Genomic DNA, 18,724 nt, shown 5'->3' on the forward strand with positions numbered 1-18,724 from the left:
GTTGAAAGCACCGGTCTTGAAAACCGGCATACGTTAATAGCGTATCTAGGGTTCAAATCCCTATCTCTCCGCCACTTTTAAAAAAACCGCTGTTCTTACAGCGGTTTTTTTGTATCTGTTGTTTTTTAACCGCTGTTATCGAAACTTCTAATTGATTTTTCTCTAGCTCTTTCTCCAAGTTTTTGCGTACCTACTTTGGGTTTAGTTTACGCAGTAATACCTTCAATCGAAGACATTGCCATACGTCTCATTTGGGCTTCAAATAGAGCTTTCTTAAGTCTCAACGTGGGATGCTTAAACGCATTTTGATAGAGTTCCAGTCTAAATACTGCGGATGCACTTGGAGAAAAAATGAAGCTACTTTACTGGTTAGATGAATGGCAAGCTCTTACTCAACAAGAACAAGAGATGGCTTTACCTATCTCTGGCTACGATTTACTTGATGATGTGTTTGTGAAGTATGAACTCGTCGATCTTAACAAGCCATTGTTGTTTACATTTTCTCCTTCCGGTACTGATGTGCAGGTACAAGATTTAACTCCGGATTTTTCTCCTTGGGGCTACGAGCTCGGAATACAACAACAAGTAAACATTATTGCCTTTCAACATTTAGGACAAAGTAATTGGTTCCGTAGTCGGAATTTGATTTTCTTTCTGGAGCAGCTATCTGAGTTGCTTCATCCCTTCAAATGTCGTTTGGGTTATGGGCAAAGTCGAGGTGGCTTTGCAATTGGCGCGTTCGCTAACTTGCTGAAACTAGAACATCTTTTGTTGTTTTATCCTGTTAGCACTAAAAATAAAGCGTTAGTGCCTTGGGATGATCGGCCGAGTACTGAGCTTGCTCAGCAGTTTGCTTGGGAAAGCGGCTACCATGATCGAGATTTGGGCAATGCCAAAGGTTATATTATTTATGACCCATCCAATCGCATTGATCGTCTTCATGCTGAACGTTATCCAGAGCTTACCCATTTAAAAGTCGTCGGTATGGGACACGGCACTCAATCCACACAATTAGATAAATTAGAATTTTTTAATCTGGTGGCGCAGGAGTTTGTTCGCCATCAAACCTTAGATATTGACCAATTTAATAAGCAAATTCACGCTTTGTTTTAAAAGAGGACTGATATCAGAGTCCCCTGTAACCAGGGGGAGATGATCACACACTAAAAACTAGATTTTTAACACAATTGCTAGGCGCAATTTAGATGGAGGATTAATGAAGTTACTGTACTGGTTGGATGAATGGCTGGCTCTTTCTCGTGAAGAACAGCAAACCAGGCTACCGATGTCCGGGGAGGACTTACTTGATGATGTATTTGTTAAGTATGAGTTTGTCGACCGCAATAAACCGTTGTTGTTCACCTTTTCCCCTGCTGGTACGAATCTACAAGTACAGGACTTACACTCAGACTTTGCGCCTTGGGGCTATCGCTTAGCCCAGAAACAAAAAGTAAATATTATTTCATTTCAGCATCTTGGGAAAAGTAACTGGTTTCGCAGCCGTAATTTGATTTTCTTTCTAGAGCAGCTATCAACTTTACTTGAGCCTTTTGAATGTCGTTTAGGTTATGGGCTTAGCCGCGGTGGTTTTGCTATTGGTGCCTTTTCCAATCTATTAAAGTTGGATCAAGTATTGATGTTTCACCCGGTCAGCACAAAAAACAGAGTTTTGGTGCCATGGGATGATAGGCCAAGTACTGAACTAGCCCAACAATTTGATTGGGAAGGAAAGTATCACGACCTTGACCTTGGCGATGCAAAAGGCTACATCATTTATGATCCAACTAATGAAATCGACCGCCTTCACGCCAAACGCTACCCAGAGCTCACTCACTTAAGAGTCTTCGGGATGGGACATGGTACCCACGCGACGTATTTGAATAAATTCGGTTTTTATAAGCAAGTGGCTGTAGACTTTATACGTTATCAGAAGATAGATATAGCGCAGTTTCGTCATCAGACTAAAACGCTGCGATTAAAAGAAGATTACTATCAGTGCCTTAACAAGGCGAATGCGAGTTCACAGCATCGTTTGAACTTACTGAGTACCGCTCATAATGTGTTAATTGAAGAAAAGAAAGAACATGTGAAGGAGCATCAAGCGCAAATCGATATTCAGCCACTTGTTGATATTGCGATGAAGCATGAGCATGACAATCCGCAAGATGCAGTACAACTTTTGGAAGTGGCTCAGCAGTTAGTTCCGAATGACCCCGTTGTGGAGCACAAGTTGCAGCAACTGTCGTAGGCGAGTAATGCAGACTGGCATTTTGAATTTGGTCAGTGGCTTTTGTCGCTGGCCTTTTTAAGAGCTTATGGGTTGATATTTCGATGAAATTTAATGAAGCAGTACAAAATAAAAAGCCCAAGCAAATGCTTGGGCTCCATAAATGTTAATGCGAGTTTTAAAACTCTTTTGGCGCAAAGCCTGTCATCACATCAAGGCGAAGTTCTTTACCAACTTTTGTTAATGGGTGAACGATTACTAAGCCGCGTACGCGTTTTTTCAGTTTGCCGATGTCCGCTTGTTCTGCTTTGGTGATTTCACGAGAGAAAGGCATATCAAGTAAGCTTTTACGTTCTTTGTTCAGCTCATAGTTTTGCTTGTGCTTTAACTGGTTAAGCTTTTTGGTAAGCTGTTCTACTTCATCCGTGAACTTTGTAATCATTTCGTGATCACCACGAGAACGTGCCGCATCAAGTTTACGTTGGCATGTATCTAAACGGTTGTGCAGCTTTTGAATATCAGTTTTTATGCTCATGGTAATTTGGCTCAAATTTTAAATAGTCGAGAAGTATAGCATAGCTGAGATCACACGCTCTACTATACTTCTCGATTGTCTGGCTTTAGTTAATCAGTTCATTGCCCGATACGTTACCATCGAAGAAGGCTTCGACGTTATCAAGCGTCACAGAGGCAATGTTATTAAGTGCTTCGTGAGTCAAGAATGCTTGATGGCCAGTAAACAGCACGTTATGACAAGCCGATAAACGGCGGAAAACATCATCGACAATGACATCGTTAGATTTATCTTGGAAGAATAAGTCTTTTTCATTGTCATACACGTCTAGGCCAAGCGCACCAATCTTACCTTGTTTCAACGCTTCTATCGCCGCTAGTGAATCTAGCAACTCGCCTCGACTGGTGTTAATGATCATTACACCATCTTTCATTTGCGCGAAGGCTTTTTCGTTCAATAAGTGATAGTTTTCTTCACTCATTGGACAATGGAGAGAGATAATATCCGCATTAGCGTAGATTTCTTCAAGCGAACAGTAACGGGCTCCTATTTCTAGTGCTAATGGATTTTCGTAGGGGTCGTAGCAAAGCAGTTCCATGCCAAGCCCTTTGAAGATACGCATCGTCGCGATACCAATCTTACCCGTACCAATAACACCAACAGTTTTTCCGTAAAAGTTAAAGCCAACAAGACCCTCTAGCGAGAAGTTGGCGTCACGTGTGCGTTGGTAGGCCTTGTGAAGACGGCGGTTTAGGCACATCATTAAACCAACCGTGTGCTCTGCCACTGCTTCTGGTGAGTAAGCAGGAACTCGAACCACTTGTAAGCCTAGTTCTTTGGCTGCTTGTTGATCAACTTTATCATATCCCGCGCAGCGCATAGCAATAAGCTTGGTCCCGCCCAGAGAAAGCTGTTTAAGGACAGGAGCTGAAAGATCATCATTAACAAACGCACATACGACATCACTGCCGTGCGCCATCTTGGCTGTTTTTTCGGTTAGTCGGAAGTCGTGATAGTGAAATTCAAAATCGCGGTTATTTTTAATTTTATTAAAAGAGGCTTCGTCGTAGGATTTTGCACTAAAAAAAGCAATGTTAATCATGGTTCCCTCTCAAAAAGTGCGGACTTTATAAATAAATATGCTTATAAAGTAATGCAACTTAGCCGCAATGAATAGAGAAATCTTCTCTTTGACTTTTGTTGTATCAAATAACGATAAGAAGTACGCCTTTCAGCGAGTCTATCTTATGGTTCCGCATTAGATACTGTTTGCTTTACGAGCATTAACTGACTAGCATTATCGCTCTTTTCTTGTTCACTTTATTAGCTTAGGCGTTACGACAATGTCAGTAAAATGGTGCTCTATGTTCTTGTGTTGTGTGTTTGCTTCTGGCACTCACGCAGCTGTTGACCTCGTTAAAGTCGACAAGTCTAAGCGTCGAATGTATTTGATGGAACAAGGAGCAGTGCTAAAAGAATACCGAATTGCTTTAGGAGCGAACCCTCAAGGACATAAACAAGAAGAGGGAGACAATCGCACACCAGAGGGCGAATACACTCTAGATTATGTTATAGAGGACTCTGCTTTTTATCGTTCTGTGCATATCAGTTACCCTGATGCGATTGATACGTTGGAAGCGAAGCGCCGAGGTGTGTCCCCTGGAGGGAACATCAAAATTCATGGCTTAAAAAACGGTGAGAGTCAGTTGCCGATTTACATCCAAAGTTTTGATTGGACTAATGGGTGTATTGCGATTACCAACGAGGAGATGGACGAATTTATCCAGCTTGTCGAGATGGGGACACCAATTCAGATTGAGTGGTAACAAAAGGTCCCCTTTAATGTTCTGGCTCTTATAGGCTATGGCATAAAGCGCTGTGGATGATCACTAAAAATACCGTCTAACTGAGGCAGGTATTTCAGTTTATTTGGATTGTTCACCGTATAGCACATCACTTTGTAACCGGCTTGTTGGAGTTTGTTTATCTGGCGAGTACGAACCCAGTTAATATTTAGGTTGCAGCTATAGGCACTAACTTCTTCCAAAAGGCGTTTATCTTTTCTCGTAAAGAATTCACTTAACACACCCAATCGGTAGCCACTGCAGTATTTGTGCATCGCTCTAATGACGTCATGACTAAAGCTCGATAGGAGTACATTCTCTTGCGGCATTGGACTTTTTGTTAACGCATTGGCGAGAGTCTGCGCCACTTCTTCCGCTGGATGGTTGTCTACTTTAACTTCGATATTCAAGTTAAGCTTATTCTCAGTAGCTAAAGTGAGCAGTTCATCTAGTGTCACGATCTTCTCGCCTGAAAAGTCTGTGCTAAACCAACTACCGAAATCTAATGCTTTTAAGTCTTCCAGGGTGAGCTCATCAACACGCCCTTGTCCATTGCTGCATCGATTGACGGTATGATCATGGCAAACCACTAAAACATTATCTTTGGTAGGCTGTATATCCACTTCCACCCACTTCAACCCCAGGTCAATGGCTGCCTGAATGCTTATTTTTGTATTCTCAGGGTATGAACCTGCCACGCCACGGTGACCAATTAATAACGTTTCCATTCGCTTTATCTTTTGCTTTGCGGTTGCCTGATTGTACTCGTTTTTTCTATGAAGATATATCTAGGTGCATATTGTTAGGAACCTTTAGTACAAGTGAACATTAAACTCTAATAGTACGTTGCTGCTTCTTGGACTGAGTCCTGTGGACTTAAAGCCTTAGAGTGTGTAGTTGTTTAATTGGTAAATGAGTAATAAAATGCGAACCATTTTTATTTGAATGGTGAGTGGTAATGTCACGAGTTTTGATAGTCGATGATGACGTTCCTTTGTGTGAGCTGTTAGAAGCGGTTTTGCAAGAGGAGGGCTACATCGTATCTTCTGTGCATTGCGGTGAAAGTGCGCTGCAATATATGGAAAAAACGCCTGTAGATCTTGTATTGCTTGATGTCATGTTACCAAACCTTAACGGCATGCAAGTTGCTCGTAGGATCTGTCAGCGCTTCGCGACACCTATTCTAATGCTTACCGCTCTCAACGATGAAAACTCGATGCTTGATGGTTACCAAGCGGGGGCCGATCAGTATATCGGAAAGCCCTTTAATGTCGCTGAGCTTCTAATGCGCATCAAAGCGATTCTTCGTCGTGTTGGCTTGGAACGTCAACGTCAGACGATGTGTAGTACCGTTCAAACGATCAGCGACCAGCTTAATAGCTTACCCCTCACAAGTACGGAAGCTGAACTATTGAGCTACTTGGTAAAAAACCAAGGAGTCGTGATTTCAAAAGCAGAGCTTCAAACTGAAGTGTTAAAGAAAGAGCTGAGTCCTTTTGATCGCAACCTTGATATGCACATCAGTAACATACGTCGCAAGTTAGTTGAAGCGGGGCTTTCCAAGCAACATATCAAAACCTTCCGTGGCAAAGGTTACAGTTATTTAGAGGCTGTAAACCGTTAATGAAGCTCCGATGTCCACCTTTTATTGCAAAACGTAAAGATAGCTTAGCGTTCAAGTTATTTAGTTGCATGACCGCAATTGTCATTAGTATTTTGGTCGTGCAATCCTTAGCGGAACAAGCTCTGGTGAAAGCCATGTTGAAAGTGCCCGATAGTGTGCGAGAAGAAATGCTAGACCTTGCACATCAAGCCAATGTATTGATTGAGCACGGAGACATGGACGAACTTGCTGACTGGGCAAATGCGCAAAACTTTTATTTATTTGTGTTGAATGAACATCAGCAACCAGTTACGCACCGTCTGATGCATCCGCACTTCGAGTTCAAACTTCAATTTAAGAGAAGCATTGATGATCAACTTGAGGGGAAAGTGAATCGCCCCATCATCAATATTCCTTTAGTTCATGGCAATACTTTAGTGATTCAATTGCCACATCGACTGCACCCTGCAAATGACTTCATTCTGTATTTCTCTATTCTCAAAGTCGTGATTGCAGTGGTTATTTTGGCGCTCTTTTCGCTGCTAATGGCACGTAACTTACAGCAACCATTGGATCGATTGAGAGAAGCAAGCAAAAAGCTATCTAATGGCGATTTTAATGTCAGTGTCGTGAAAGAGCTGAAGTCGAGCACGCGTGAGTTTAACGAGTTAGCGCAAGATTTCGATCACATGACGCAACAGATTCATTCTCTCGCTGAAAAGCAGCGACTGCTTATAAGAGATGTCTCTCACGAATTGAGAACGCCGTTAGCGAGGCAGAACTTGGTTCTGCATCTTTTGCGAAAGCGTGTTGGAGAAAGTGAGCAAAGCCTAGTGGCAAGGCTAGAAGATGAAGCAAAAGAGCTAAACCATTTGATCAGCGATATATTGGAGTTCAGTCGCTTGGAAAATGCGCGCTTCGACAAAGCCACGAAACGCTGTGATTTAGAAGTTTTGCTCTCCCCGCAAGTAGAACGTTGCAAAATAGATTTGAAGTCAGAACAGACGTTGTCTTTCCGCTCAGAAGCTGTATGTGCTAAAGCCATTTGTGAAGAAACGCTGGTCATTCGTTGTTTGAACAATCTTATTGGTAATGCCATTAAATATTCAGGACCAGCATCTCAGATAGAAGTTTCTCTGGAAAATTATGTCAAAGAAGGGCAGCAGTTCACCACCATGTCAGTATCTGATGATGGGCCTGGTATTCCAGAGAACAAGCTGGTCGATATTTTTGATCCGTTTACACGCTTAGATGCTTCTAGAGATAAAAAGCTTGGTGGCTACGGTTTAGGTCTTGCGATTGTCAAAGAATCCATGCGTATTATGGGTGGAGCAGTCACGGCGAAAAACCGTGAGCAAGGCGGTTTGAGGGTTACTTTAGTGTTCAAGCAATAAGTATGATTAAGTCGTAATTTTTGTGATTAATGTCACATTATCATGGCGCATCATCAGAGAGTACTTTACAAAAGTTTGCAAATGCAAAGAATGTAAATTTAATGCAAATGGTAATACTTATCACTTATATTCACCCGCGAAATAATTAAGAGGGAATCGCATTCAACAAGTATGTGACCCGAAAAATAATAATCGGAGTGAAAGGATATGTTTACTAAGAGCCATTTGGCGTTAGTGATCGGTGCAGTGTTAGCAACACCTGCAGTGGCGGAAGTTCAAACAGACGAACATGTAGTTGTAGAAGGTCGAGAGTTCGGCTACAAGGCAGATACAAACAGTACAGCAATGCGCATGGAAATGACGCAGCTGGAAACGCCGGGACAAGTAGCGGTTATCGATGAAACGGTAATTGATGAGCAGCGTGCAAGTACACTTGGTGAAGTGCTACGTAACGATGCAAGTGTTAGCGCGGGTGGTACAAGCCGTAACCGCGAACGTTTCTCTCTACGTGGTTTTGAACTTAGCAGTTCAGACGGTTTTCTTCGTGATGGTCGTCAACACTGGTCACACTATCGTCAGCCAATTGAGCTTTTAGAGCGTGTTGAAGTGCTTAAAGGTCCATCAGGTCTGCTATACGGTAAATCTGAGCCGGGTGGTTTGGTAAACATGGTTTCGAAAAAACCAACAACTCAAACACAAGCAAGTTTGAGTCAAGATCTAGGTTCGAATGATCACTCACGCACTGTGCTTGATGTGAGTGGCGCGCTAAATGATGCAGAGACACTGCGTGCGCGCGCAATTTTTGCCAAAGAAAGCTACGGCTCTTGGCGCAGATACGGTGATGGCACTGAGCCAGAAACGGATCGTACGGTAGCAGGCCTAGTGGTTGAGTACGACATCACCGACAACTTTATGGTGTCAGCGCATTACGATCGCACGAAAGACGATGGTAGCGTGGACTCTGGCGCATACATTGTTGATGGCAAAGCGGTTCGCGGTGATAAGTACATTTGGGATGCGCAGTGGTCTGAAATTGATAACGAAGTAGAAAACTACGGTGTCGATATTAATGCGCAAGTCACGGATAACGTGAACGTAAAAGCAGGTTACAACCGCCAAGACTTTAAGCGTTTTGATGTAGAGTCTTACCCTAAGTTTGATCAGTATGAAGAGTTAAATACGATTAAGCATCGAGGCAACGATCGCTCCGATAATTGGGTATTTGATACTGCATATATAGATGTGACGACGGACTTTACTTTGTTCGGTACGGAAAACACGTTGTTAGTGGGCGCTAACTACTTAGATTACAGTTATGATCGCTTTATGGCATTTCATAATGAGGCGAGTATTGCGCCAGGAGAAACGGTGCCTAAGCCTAGCTATAGTAGTTCGAGGAAATCACCAACAGCTGAGTACGATACTTGGGGTATCTACGCGCAAAATATGATGACGATTAATGATTACTGGCAAGTGCTTGCAGGTGTTCGTTATGACGAAAAGCGTGATGATGAACTGACCGAAAACCAAGTTTCTCCAAAGTTAGGTGTGATATTCCACCCATCGACGAATGGCTCGGTTTACGTTCAGTATTCTGAAAGCTTCATGCCTCAAGGTGAAGTCAGCAACGGTAGTCGTACCTACATCAATGAAGGTGAGAAACTCGACGCTGAGCGTGGTATCTCTTATGAAATCGGTACGAAGTGGGAACTGTTTGATCAGCGTTTATTTGTATCTGGTGCTGTGTTTGATATCACGTTAGAGAACATCTCGCTGGATGTTGAAAGCGGCAAAGACGCGGGCGGCAATCTCCTACACAAGAAAACGCAAGGTGGTGAGCAAGTTCACAAAGGCGCTGAGTTAATGGCTCAAGGTTTTGTGACCCCAGAGTTGTCGCTAACCGCTTCTGCAATGTATTTGGATGCAGAGCTTAAGAAGGCAGAAAGATATGAAGGTAACCGCCCTGTAGACGTGCCAGAGTTCTCGGCAAGTCTATGGTCTAGCTACAAGGTTCAAGACAACACTAACTTAAACCTTGGTTTGATTTATGAAGGTGATCGCTACGGTGATGCAAAGAACACCTTCAAGAAAGATGGCTACGCTCGCGTTGATATGGGCGTGTCATACAAACATAAGTACGATGAAAACTTGGATATTATTGCTCGATTCAATGTCGAGAATTTATTCGATACCGACTACTTCGCAGGTGGTGGTAGCACGAATGGCGAGCAAAAAGGTGCGAGTGGGGTTGTGGTTGGAGAAAGCCGCAACTACATGGCAACAATCCAGTTCAAGTACTGATAACAATTTGATTATTAAAGGGGAAGGGTAGTCTTCCCCTTTGGTCGTTTTTGGAACACAGAAATATAACTCGTATGAATCTAATGAAATCAAGTATCGCTCTGTTGATATCATCGGTTTTGATTCCCGCTCACGCGGCGAACTTAAACGATGCACAAGCTGTGCAGAGTAAAACAAACCAGTCGTCGGCGGTAAGCCAAAAACGTATTGATGCAAGCGCAGAAAAATCACTTACTCTAGAAGCTGAAATTGAGCAGCTGCAAGAGGAAGTCGGTAACTTGAAGATTTATCGCGATCATCTTGCAAGCCTTGTTGAAAGTCAAAATCAAGAAGTTGATAGCTTGAACGAGCAAATTGAGCAGATTGCTCAAACTCGTCAAGGTGTCGTGCCTTTGATGTATCACATGCTTGAGGGCTTAAAAGTGCTCGTCGCTAACGACAAGCCTATACGCAAAGCGCAACGTGAGGAGCGAATTGCAAAGCTGGATTCCATGATGACGCGTGCAGACGTTGCGGATGCAGAGAAGTTTCGTCGTATTTTAGAAGCGTACCAAATTGAAATGGATTACGGCACCAAGCTTGGCGTTTACCAAGGCAAGATTAACCTAGGTGACAATGAAGCTGTGGAGGCGGACATTCTCTATTTAGGGCGTTTGTCTTTGGTAGCGCGTAGCTTATCTGGTGACACATTTTGGAGCTGGTCACAGCAACAACAAGCATGGCAACAAGTGGGTTCTGAGCAAAAATCAGAGCTAGACAAAGCGTTCGCTATGGCGAATAAACAGATCGCGCCGAGCATGTTAACTCTACCAGTGTCGTTAACCGCTGCGGAGGGCAAATAAATGATGAAAAAATGGTTATCGGTTGCATTAATCTCGACAGCCGCATTAATGCCTTATACAACTTTTGCTAGTGATGCGTTGTTACAAAAGGCGCAGCAAGAAAATCGTCAACAGCAATCGCACAATGTCGCGCGTGAATCAGGTTTTAAGCAAACAGAGCAAGACCTACAGGCTATAAAGAATAAATTGGTGGCAGAGCGTGCTGCTCTTCAAGCAGAGGCGGACTCATTAAGTGTTACCTTCGGTGAAAATGAAGCAGAACTGGCACAGCTAGAAGAAAAGTTGCGTCTAGAAACCGGGAGCCTAGGTGAGTTATTTGGCGTCGTTCGCCAGAACGCAAAAGAGCTAGAGTCTGAGCTAAAAAGCTCAGTAACCGGTGTAGATGCAAACTCATATCAGAAAGATATCGATGCTATTGTTGCGGCTAAATCACTGCCAACGTTGACCCAACTTCAGGCGATGTGGCGCAGCATGGAAGAACAAATCAAAGCAAGCGGTGAAATGGCAAACGTCTCTTTCACACTGCTAAATGGCGAGGGTCGTGAACAAACGGTTAGTGGTGTTCGTCTTGGTTCTATGGCGCTGCTGGATGACACTGGCTACGTTAAGTGGAATGGTCAACGCGGAGACGCGGTAAACTATCTTCGTCAGCCTGAGAACGGTCCAACAGCGAATACTATTTCCTCTGGTGACATTGATGCACTTGTCATTGATCCGTCACGTGGCATTCTTCTTGAACAGCTTGCAAACTCACCGACTTTGGCTGATCGCCTAAATGCGGGTGGCGTTGTCGGCAAAATCATCCTTGGCTTATTGGCTATCGGCCTATTGATTGCGCTCGTACGTGGTGCATCACTGATGATTTCGCGTCAGAAAATCATGAAGCAACTGAAAACCCCAGCGCAGCCAGGAAACAACCCTTTGGGTCGCGTGCTTGCGGTATACCAGAAAGACAAGCATCGCAGCGTAGAAGCGTTAGAACTACGTCTTTTGGAAGCCGTTGTTGATGAGCAAACCCACCTAGAAAAAGGGTTGTCGATGCTTAAGCTTCTTGCTGCTCTAGCTCCTATGCTTGGCCTACTAGGCACGGTAACGGGTATGATCGAAACCTTCCAAGTCATCACTCAATTTGGTAATGGTGATCCGAAAGTAATGGCGGGTGGCATTTCGATGGCACTTGTGACTACCGTACTTGGCCTTGTTTCAGCCATGCCTTTGCTATTAGCGCACAACGTATTGAGCTCTCAAGCAGAAAATATTCGCAGTATCTTAGAAAAACAAGGCATCGGTTTAGTTGCAGAACAAGCTGAGCGTGATATGCCGAATAACAAAAGTCACTCTAACACCTTAGCGGAGAACGCAGCGTAATGGAGCAGATCCTACTCAGCACATTGGGTTTGATCAGTGAGGATTGGGCCACAACCTTGATGAGCTTTATGCAGCAAGGTGGTCAAATCCTATGGTGGCTGGCCGCCGTCGTGGCGGTGTGCTGGCTGTTGGTTATGGAGCGAGTTATTTATCTCACAACGGTTTTCCCTGGGGTAAAAAAACAGCTTTGTGAGCAGTGGCACGCAAGATCAGAGCACCACTCTTGGTACGCGCATCAAATCCGTGAAGGATGGATTGCAAAAGCGCAAATCGAACTACGCCAAAACCTATCGACTATTAAGCTACTTGTGGCGGTTTGCCCAATGCTAGGGTTGTTAGGGACGGTGACAGGCATGATTACGGTGTTTGACGTAATGGCATCGCAAGGCAGCAGCAATCCGAAATTGATGGCTTCTGGTATCTCACTTGCTACGCTGCCAACCATGGCAGGTATGGTAGCAGCGCTTGCCGGCATGTTTATTCATGCTCGCCTTAGCAAAGTGTGTGAACGAAAAGCTATCCAGTTAGAACAATCTTTAAGGAGTCAAAAGTGAGACTCGGACGCAGACCTAACCAACAAGATGAAGCTCAAGTCGATTTAACCTCGATGCTTGATATCGTCTTCATCATGTTGATCTTCTTCATTGTGACCAGTTCGTTTGTACGTGAATCCGGTGTAGAAGTGAATCGCCCTCAGGCTTCTAATGTAGTAAGCCAAAAAGATGCGGGCATTTTTATCGCAGTAACGGCAGCGAATGATGTGTACATCGACAAACGAGTGGTTGATATTGAGCGTGTTGAGGCCTCTATTGAGCACCTGTTACTTGATCAGCCTGATGCCTCGTTAGTTATCCAAGCTGACGAGCATGCTTACAATGGCACTGTCGTGAAAGTGATGGACGCTGCAAAGGCGGCGGGTGTGAAGAACATTGCATTGGCGGCGGAGAAACCTTAATGGGCAGGCTGTTACTTGCACTACCAGCATCACTGTTAATTTCTGTGAGCTTGTTTAGCTTTATGGCGTGGATGGTTGATAAAGGCAACCAGCGTGCACCAGAAGCTTCAGAAGCCGTTCGTTTTGATATGGTGATGGTAGAGAATGAAGCAGACGTGCAGCGTCGTCAACGTTCAGTGCCGGAGCAACCAGAACCACCTCAAGCGCCGGAGCCAATGGATCTGTCTCAAGCTGACACTCAAATGGAACCAATGAGTCAGATGACGCCAGTCAGTGCTTTAGGTTTAAACACAGCCCTTGAAGGCATCGCGATTAGCGCCCCAAACTTGAAGGGAACAATGGGCAACCAGCAAGCACTGCCGTTGTATCGTGTTGATCCTCGCTATCCAAGTAAGGCGCTGAAACGTAGAGTGGAAGGTTATGTCATTATGCGTTTCACGATCGATGCAACTGGACGACCAAAAGATATTGAAGTGATCGAGGCTGAGCCCGAGCGCATGTTTGAAAGAGAAGCAATCCGTGCGCTTAAAAAATGGAAGTATCAGCCAAAAGTTGAGGATGGTGTGTCAATTGAGCAGTTCGGACAAACCGCTAAAGTGGAGTTCAAGTTAGCCAAATGATGAAAAAATTCTTAATCGGTACGGTATTAAGCCTGAGTGCACTCTCAACCATTGCCAGTGAGTTAAGCCAATACACCGCAGCGAGAGTTCAACGAGCACACAACTTGGCTCAAGAAGAGAAACTGAAAGAAGCGATTTCATCTCTTGAAGCTATGGAGCTTTCTCGTGGATATGACCAAGCTTATGTCGCTCGAATGTTGGGTATTTTTTACTGGCAGAATGAGCAAACTCAAGCGGCGATTAAGCAACTTGAGTTGGCAGTCAATAGTGGTTTGCTACAAGATGAGCAATCATGGCAAACCCGAAAAATGTTGGCTGATATACTGCTGAACGAGCAACGTTTTTCTAAGGCGTTACCTCATTACTATGCCTTGAGCAAAAACATTCCTAAAGGTCAAAAAGCGCATGAGCTATGGCTACGTATTTCCCAATCTCATTATCAACTGAGTCAGTGGCAAAAAGTGCTTTCAGCAATGGCTCGTTATGAGAAATTTGGTCAGCCAGACAAGCTTGGCGCATTGTCGATAAAGCTTTCTGCTGAGCTAGAACTGAAAAAGTGGAAGCCGGCAATCTCGACCATCAAACGCTTAATCGTGATTGAACCTGAGCGAATTGAATGGTGGCGTCAGCTTGTTGCTCTATACCTACGGGTTGATGACAACAAACGTGCCCTAGACTCTTTGGCGTTGGCAAAACTGAAAGGGTTACAACTTAGCCAAGATGACTTAAAGCTGCTGGCACAATTGTACGCGAAACGAGGTATTCCTGAGAGAGCTGCGTTGGTGATGAACGAGCTAGAGGATGTAAACTCGAATAGTAAGCTAAAAGCTCAGCAAGCAACGTATTGGCAAATGGCAAAAGAGTGGGAAGAGTCTATTGATAGCTGGCGTATTGCAGCTCAGCTAGATAGGCAGTATTACTGGAACTATTCTCAACTGTTGGTGCAAGAAGGCCATTATAAAGATGCCATTGCCGCGCTCGATAAGGTCAGAGGTCGTAAAGCGGATGTTGCACTTATCAAAACTCGCGCTTACTACAAACTTAAGCGGTTTGACGATGCGCTCGCTAATGCCAAAAGAGCGAATGAGATTAAGCCATCGAATCAGGCAAAGAGTTGGGTTAAGTATCTATCACAGCTACGCAAAGTAGAATCGACGCAGAACTCATAGCGAACATTTTTATTAAATACCCGAGCTCAGTCTCGGGTATTTTTTTGTCTAAAGTCATAAAGGCTATTTATTGTATGAGCTTTTCATAAAAAGCTAATGCATCAAATGGTCGGGAGAAAAAAGGGCTTTTCTCTATGTATTCTTGATGTACCTTGCTCAGTGTTTCAAACTTTTCTCTCGATGTAGGTTCGATATGAAAAGTTAGGCTTTCAGTCGATTCTACAAGCTTTAATGTTGAGGTTCTTGAAGCGTTATTTTTTGCTATTAATAGATAATATGCTAGCTCTTGCTTCTCTTTTAATACACAAGCCTCAAAAGCTTTCTCGCTTAAAAACGGCAGAACAGGAGTTAATGCTTCTATATGCTTCTTTGAATACTCTAGGGTTTGTTTGTCAGGTGTATTCTGGTCTGCCATAGATTCGCACAGCTTTATCTTAGCACCATAATTATCGATAGATTGGCTTACGTTGTTAAACAAACTGGCTTCAAACTTTTCACTTGCGAAAGTGACACTTGAGAAAAGTGATAAGAGAATTATTCCAACATTCTTGTTCATATTTTTCCTTCTGAACTACACCATAACGTTTGGCTAGCATCAGAAAATCTTCTCTATCTAACCCTACACTAACTTCTTAGCTTACCTTTTTTATCTAGTTTATGGATAGTTTTTAAGCTTTTCATTAAATATACATAAAGGCGCATTTTGGTGGAGTCTATCCCACTTTTTAGTATTGGAAATATCATTAAATTTTGAGTCATTAAAATTGATAGGGTTATTATCTAGAGGGTAGGCAATCGGTAACTCGCATTGGCCCAAATAGCTAAAACATGTGCAAGCCAAGCTGAATTGAAAAAGTAAACAATGTAAATTAAATGCCAATACGAATGATTATCACCTAAATTATGCCCCACATTTATTGGTGATGATTGTTTCTATGTTGCTTAAAAGCAAAGGTGTTCAAACTTGGGCTCGCCGCCTACATATCTATATTTCGATGGCTCTTCTCTTAGTTACGCTGTTTTTTGCAGTAACTGGTATTACCCTCAATCGCCCCGAATTGTTTGAACGCAGTGAACCTATCATTCAACAACATACTCTGACGGTTCCGCACTCAGTTCTATTCTCACATTCAGATACCTTTCAACCTAATCGTGAAGGGCTGGTGGCTTTCTTGACTAAAGAAACCGAGCTTCGCGGCACTCCCTCCGCACTAGATGTGTATACCGAAGTTGAGCAAGGTGAGTTGTTACTCGGAGAGCTTTCTATGGATTTTAAAGGCCCGGGTTATAACGCTACGGTCTTTATTGATATGACTACTGGTGCAGCAGACGTCGAAACGACGCACTACGGTATTGTTGCGCTGCTGAACGATCTACATAAAGGACGCAACAGTGGTGGGATTTGGAAGTGGTTTATCGACGTCACTGCGCTTTTGATGGTGTTTTTTGTTCTTACAGGCGTGTGCTTGTTACTGCCTAAGAAGAAGACGCTCAGAACGTCAATGCAATGGATGAGCTTTGGTACGTTACTGTCGCTCGTAATTTATTTTGTTGCTGTTCCATAACAGCTTTTTTAGAGAACACTTATGTTGAACACAGGAAGATTTTTCCGCCGTAATCACTTTTGTAAAGCCGCTTTGATCGCGGCTTTTACTCCTTTCTCTCTTTCCGCGGCGCCTCTACCAGATAACGCGAAGGTCGACTTCGAACTCGAACTTCCAAAGATAGATACCTCAATGTATGCACGCCCTTATGTGGCGGTTTGGGTTGAAAACGATCAGCGTAAACCGGTTAAAACCATCCAGTTATGGGTAGGGAAAGACGAATGGTTAAAAGATCTACGCAGCTGGTGGAGAAAAGCGGGTCGTTATGATCGTGAACTTGTTGATGCGGTGACTTCTGCAACACGTCCTGCTGGTCAATACCGCTTTGTCTGGGATGGAACCAATGACGCAGGGGAGCGTTTGGAACAAGGAAATTACACGTTGTACGTCGAGGTCGTTCGTGAACACGGTGGGCGAAACTACTTACGTCAAAAAATAACGCTAGCGGACAGTGACGTGCGCTATGAGCTTAAACCAACACAAGAGACGGGTGTCATCACCGTCAATTATCAAGTTAAGTGATTAAAGGACACAACAATGAAAACCAAAATGAAAGCAGTGGCATTGGCGAGTGTAATGGCATTGGGATTGGCTGTAACCACCACCGCACAAGCACATCCACGTTGGGTTCTGCCCTCTCACTTTACGGTTTCTAAAGAAGGCGGTGACTGGCTGACATTTGATGTTACTGCCTCTCACGGAACGTTTGTTTTTGATAAGCCTGCGGGTAGTGATCAGGCATTTGTGGTGATGCCGGATGGCCGCTCTGAGCGTCCTAACTTTGTTGTTCGTGGCAAGCGTCGCTCTATGTTTGATTTCTTTTTTACAGAAGAAGGCACGCACAAAGTCGCGATTAATAATCAGCCGAGCTACTACACACAATACAAAGCGGGCCGTCGTGATACGGTGAAATGGGCGCGAGCAAACAAAGCTGAGCGTGGTGACGTGCTTCCTGAGCAAGCGCGTGATGTGGTTACTCAACTAAGTTACACCCGAGCAGAAAGCTACATTACGGTTGGTATGCCAACGGACAAAGCGTTGGAGATTGAAGGCAAAATGCTGGAGATGAAACCGATCACGCATCCATCGGACATCATTGAAGGTGAGCCTGTGACTTTCCAGTTTTTCTTTAACGGAGAGCCACAAGAGGGCGTTACTGCTGAGATTACACGTGAAGGTACCATGTACCGAAACCATCAAGAACAAATCGATGTGGTGAGCGATAAAGATGGCAAAGTGATCTTCACGCCAGAAGTCGCTGGGCGCTACTTAATGAAAGCGAACTACAAAGGTGAATTAAAAGATAATCCATTGGCGGATAAAGCGAGTGCCAATGTTCATCTTACGTTTGAAACTCAACTTAACTAATCGAATTAGGCTCAGCAATTGCTGGGCCATTTTGGAATTATCATGAATAACACTTCTCTTCTAAAAGCGGTTTTGCTTTTTTCTGGATTTGCGTCCTTTCACGCTGCTGCACATTTTCCTCTGATGAGCTGTCACTTGGCGCAAGATAAAGTGATTTGTGAAGCGGGCTACTCGGATGGATCGACAGCGGTCGACTACGATGTCGAAATGTACGATTACGACGACAATCTGATCGCCAAAGAAAAAACAGATAAGCGTTCCATCGCAGAATTTACTCACCCTGAAACAGATTTCTATTTGGTATTTGATGCCGGACATGAAAGCCCGGTGGAAGTGGATATCGTTGAGCTGAAAGAGAAATGAGTGTACAGAAAGTTCGCCCTGATGATGGTAACCGAGAAGGAAAGTGGGTCGCACTGACAATCGCAGCAATTCTCAGTTCAGCAGCCATACTTATGCCCTACCATCAGGTCGCGACTGAAAAGCCAGACATGCAGTCTCATCAAGTGTTAATCACGGATTTACATCAAAATGAGTTGGGGTTGATCGCTGAGCTTAAGCTCGCTCATGAAGAGATTCGTGATTTGCAGTTAGATACCGGAACTTGGCCTGAGATCTCTGATATGGAGGCGCTTTGGATTGCTCCATTCGTGAAAGACCAAAACTGGAAGCGTAAAGGTTCTCATCAGTGGCAACGAATTGATGACGGTGTCTACATTGGCGTGAAGACCAGTGCCCAAGGCTCTGCTTCCATGCTGTTGGATAGCCGCAGTTCTCAAGCTGATATTTGGTTTAATGATTCTAGCCGTTCGTTAAATGTGGAGGGACTAAGCGATCTAGCAAAACGCCACGATTTCGGGTGGAAACAAATCGTTCTGTCAGACTCTTCCTCTCACTCTCACGCCCATTAAGACA

General features: G+C 43.9%; 21 protein-coding genes. 17 read left to right on the forward strand and 4 right to left on the reverse strand.

What is annotated here, in order from left to right; all coding sequences use genetic code 11:
• Nucleotides 1–351: 351 nt before the first annotated feature.
• Nucleotides 352–1,113, forward strand: a complete 762-nt coding sequence (locus R7Z50_RS00005; protein WP_005374276.1) for a hypothetical protein — start codon at nt 352–354, stop codon at nt 1,111–1,113.
• 103 nt (nt 1,114–1,216) lie between these two features.
• Nucleotides 1,217–2,248 carry a hypothetical protein gene (locus tag R7Z50_RS00010; protein WP_025768076.1) on the forward strand — a complete coding sequence of 344 codons (1,032 nt, stop codon included), beginning with the start codon at nt 1,217–1,219 and terminating at the stop codon, nt 2,246–2,248.
• 157 nt (nt 2,249–2,405) lie between these two features.
• On the opposite strand, the gene R7Z50_RS00015 is transcribed toward R7Z50_RS00010, so the two are convergent.
• Together R7Z50_RS00015 and R7Z50_RS00020 are read right to left on the reverse strand one after the other, a co-directional pair.
• A complete protein-coding gene (locus R7Z50_RS00015; protein ID WP_005374274.1) occupies nt 2,406–2,762 on the reverse strand; it encodes a YibL family ribosome-associated protein in 357 nt (118 codons plus the stop codon).
• An 85-nt stretch (nt 2,763–2,847) separates the two neighbouring features.
• Nucleotides 2,848–3,843 carry a 2-hydroxyacid dehydrogenase gene (locus R7Z50_RS00020; RefSeq protein ID WP_206970460.1) on the reverse strand — a complete coding sequence of 332 codons (996 nt, stop codon included), beginning with the start codon at nt 3,841–3,843 and terminating at the stop codon, nt 2,848–2,850.
• Between the two features lie 241 nt (nt 3,844–4,084).
• Here R7Z50_RS00020 and R7Z50_RS00025 point away from each other — a divergent pair, with 241 nt between their 5' ends.
• A complete protein-coding gene (locus R7Z50_RS00025; protein WP_017819702.1) occupies nt 4,085–4,567 on the forward strand; it encodes a L,D-transpeptidase family protein in 483 nt (160 codons plus the stop codon).
• A gap of 35 nt (nt 4,568–4,602) precedes the next feature.
• Here the strand turns inward: R7Z50_RS00025 and R7Z50_RS00030 are convergent, their stop codons facing one another.
• A complete protein-coding gene (locus R7Z50_RS00030) occupies nt 4,603–5,313 on the reverse strand; it encodes a glycerophosphodiester phosphodiesterase family protein (RefSeq protein WP_017819703.1) in 711 nt (236 codons plus the stop codon).
• Nucleotides 5,314–5,543: 230 nt separating this feature from the next.
• On the opposite strand from R7Z50_RS00030, the gene R7Z50_RS00035 reads away from it, so the two are divergent.
• The 9 genes from R7Z50_RS00035 (at nt 5,544) to R7Z50_RS00075 (ending at nt 14,837) form a co-directional block, all read left to right on the forward strand.
• Entirely contained in the window at nt 5,544–6,209 is a 666-nt protein-coding gene (locus R7Z50_RS00035; RefSeq protein WP_005386018.1) for a response regulator transcription factor, read from the forward strand.
• Nucleotides 6,209–7,582 carry a sensor histidine kinase gene (locus R7Z50_RS00040; protein ID WP_017819704.1) on the forward strand — a complete coding sequence of 458 codons (1,374 nt, stop codon included), beginning with the start codon at nt 6,209–6,211 and terminating at the stop codon, nt 7,580–7,582. The genes R7Z50_RS00035 and R7Z50_RS00040 overlap by 1 nt, the downstream gene beginning before the upstream one ends.
• Before the next feature lie 207 nt (nt 7,583–7,789).
• Complete coding sequence (locus tag R7Z50_RS00045) at nt 7,790–9,883, forward strand: TonB-dependent siderophore receptor (protein ID WP_042523425.1); 2,094 nt, start codon at nt 7,790–7,792, stop codon at nt 9,881–9,883.
• A 74-nt stretch (nt 9,884–9,957) separates the two neighbouring features.
• Nucleotides 9,958–10,725: a DUF3450 domain-containing protein gene (locus R7Z50_RS00050; protein ID WP_005374260.1), complete on the forward strand. Its 768-nt coding sequence runs from the start codon at nt 9,958–9,960 to the stop codon at nt 10,723–10,725.
• Nucleotides 10,726–12,093: a MotA/TolQ/ExbB proton channel family protein gene (locus R7Z50_RS00055; protein WP_206970458.1), complete on the forward strand. Its 1,368-nt coding sequence runs from the start codon at nt 10,726–10,728 to the stop codon at nt 12,091–12,093.
• Nucleotides 12,093–12,647 (forward strand): MotA/TolQ/ExbB proton channel family protein, encoded by a 555-nt coding sequence (locus R7Z50_RS00060; RefSeq protein WP_017819708.1) that lies wholly within the window; start codon nt 12,093–12,095, stop codon nt 12,645–12,647. Before R7Z50_RS00055 ends, R7Z50_RS00060 begins: the two co-directional genes overlap by 1 nt.
• A complete protein-coding gene (locus R7Z50_RS00065; RefSeq protein ID WP_005374257.1) occupies nt 12,644–13,048 on the forward strand; it encodes an ExbD/TolR family protein in 405 nt (134 codons plus the stop codon). The genes R7Z50_RS00060 and R7Z50_RS00065 overlap by 4 nt, the downstream gene beginning before the upstream one ends.
• On the forward strand, nt 13,048–13,668 hold the full coding sequence (locus R7Z50_RS00070) for an energy transducer TonB (protein WP_005374256.1): 621 nt from the start codon (nt 13,048–13,050) through the stop codon (nt 13,666–13,668). The genes R7Z50_RS00065 and R7Z50_RS00070 overlap by 1 nt, the downstream gene beginning before the upstream one ends.
• Nucleotides 13,665–14,837 carry a tetratricopeptide repeat protein gene (locus R7Z50_RS00075; protein ID WP_151515843.1) on the forward strand — a complete coding sequence of 391 codons (1,173 nt, stop codon included), beginning with the start codon at nt 13,665–13,667 and terminating at the stop codon, nt 14,835–14,837. Before R7Z50_RS00070 ends, R7Z50_RS00075 begins: the two co-directional genes overlap by 4 nt.
• 67 nt (nt 14,838–14,904) lie before the next feature.
• Here the strand turns inward: R7Z50_RS00075 and R7Z50_RS00080 are convergent, their stop codons facing one another.
• A complete protein-coding gene (locus tag R7Z50_RS00080; protein ID WP_042523421.1) occupies nt 14,905–15,393 on the reverse strand; it encodes a hypothetical protein in 489 nt (162 codons plus the stop codon).
• A gap of 379 nt (nt 15,394–15,772) precedes the next feature.
• On the opposite strand from R7Z50_RS00080, the gene R7Z50_RS00085 reads away from it, so the two are divergent.
• Genes R7Z50_RS00085 through R7Z50_RS00105 form a run of 5 tightly spaced genes read left to right on the forward strand, consistent with a single transcriptional unit; the run spans nt 15,773 to nt 18,720 of the window.
• Nucleotides 15,773–16,402, forward strand: a complete 630-nt coding sequence (locus tag R7Z50_RS00085) for a PepSY-associated TM helix domain-containing protein (protein WP_005374254.1) — start codon at nt 15,773–15,775, stop codon at nt 16,400–16,402.
• Nucleotides 16,403–16,423: 21 nt separating this feature from the next.
• Nucleotides 16,424–16,963 (forward strand): DUF2271 domain-containing protein, encoded by a 540-nt coding sequence (locus R7Z50_RS00090; protein WP_017635538.1) that lies wholly within the window; start codon nt 16,424–16,426, stop codon nt 16,961–16,963.
• A gap of 15 nt (nt 16,964–16,978) precedes the next feature.
• Nucleotides 16,979–17,809: a DUF4198 domain-containing protein gene (locus R7Z50_RS00095; RefSeq protein ID WP_318148780.1), complete on the forward strand. Its 831-nt coding sequence runs from the start codon at nt 16,979–16,981 to the stop codon at nt 17,807–17,809.
• A 42-nt stretch (nt 17,810–17,851) separates the two neighbouring features.
• Nucleotides 17,852–18,172, forward strand: a complete 321-nt coding sequence (locus R7Z50_RS00100) for a hypothetical protein (RefSeq protein WP_005374251.1) — start codon at nt 17,852–17,854, stop codon at nt 18,170–18,172.
• Nucleotides 18,169–18,720 carry a DUF6162 family protein gene (locus tag R7Z50_RS00105; RefSeq protein WP_042523417.1) on the forward strand — a complete coding sequence of 184 codons (552 nt, stop codon included), beginning with the start codon at nt 18,169–18,171 and terminating at the stop codon, nt 18,718–18,720. Before R7Z50_RS00100 ends, R7Z50_RS00105 begins: the two co-directional genes overlap by 4 nt.
• Nucleotides 18,721–18,724: the final 4 nt, after the last annotated feature.

Source organism: Vibrio sp. 1249-1, from assembly GCF_033340495.1.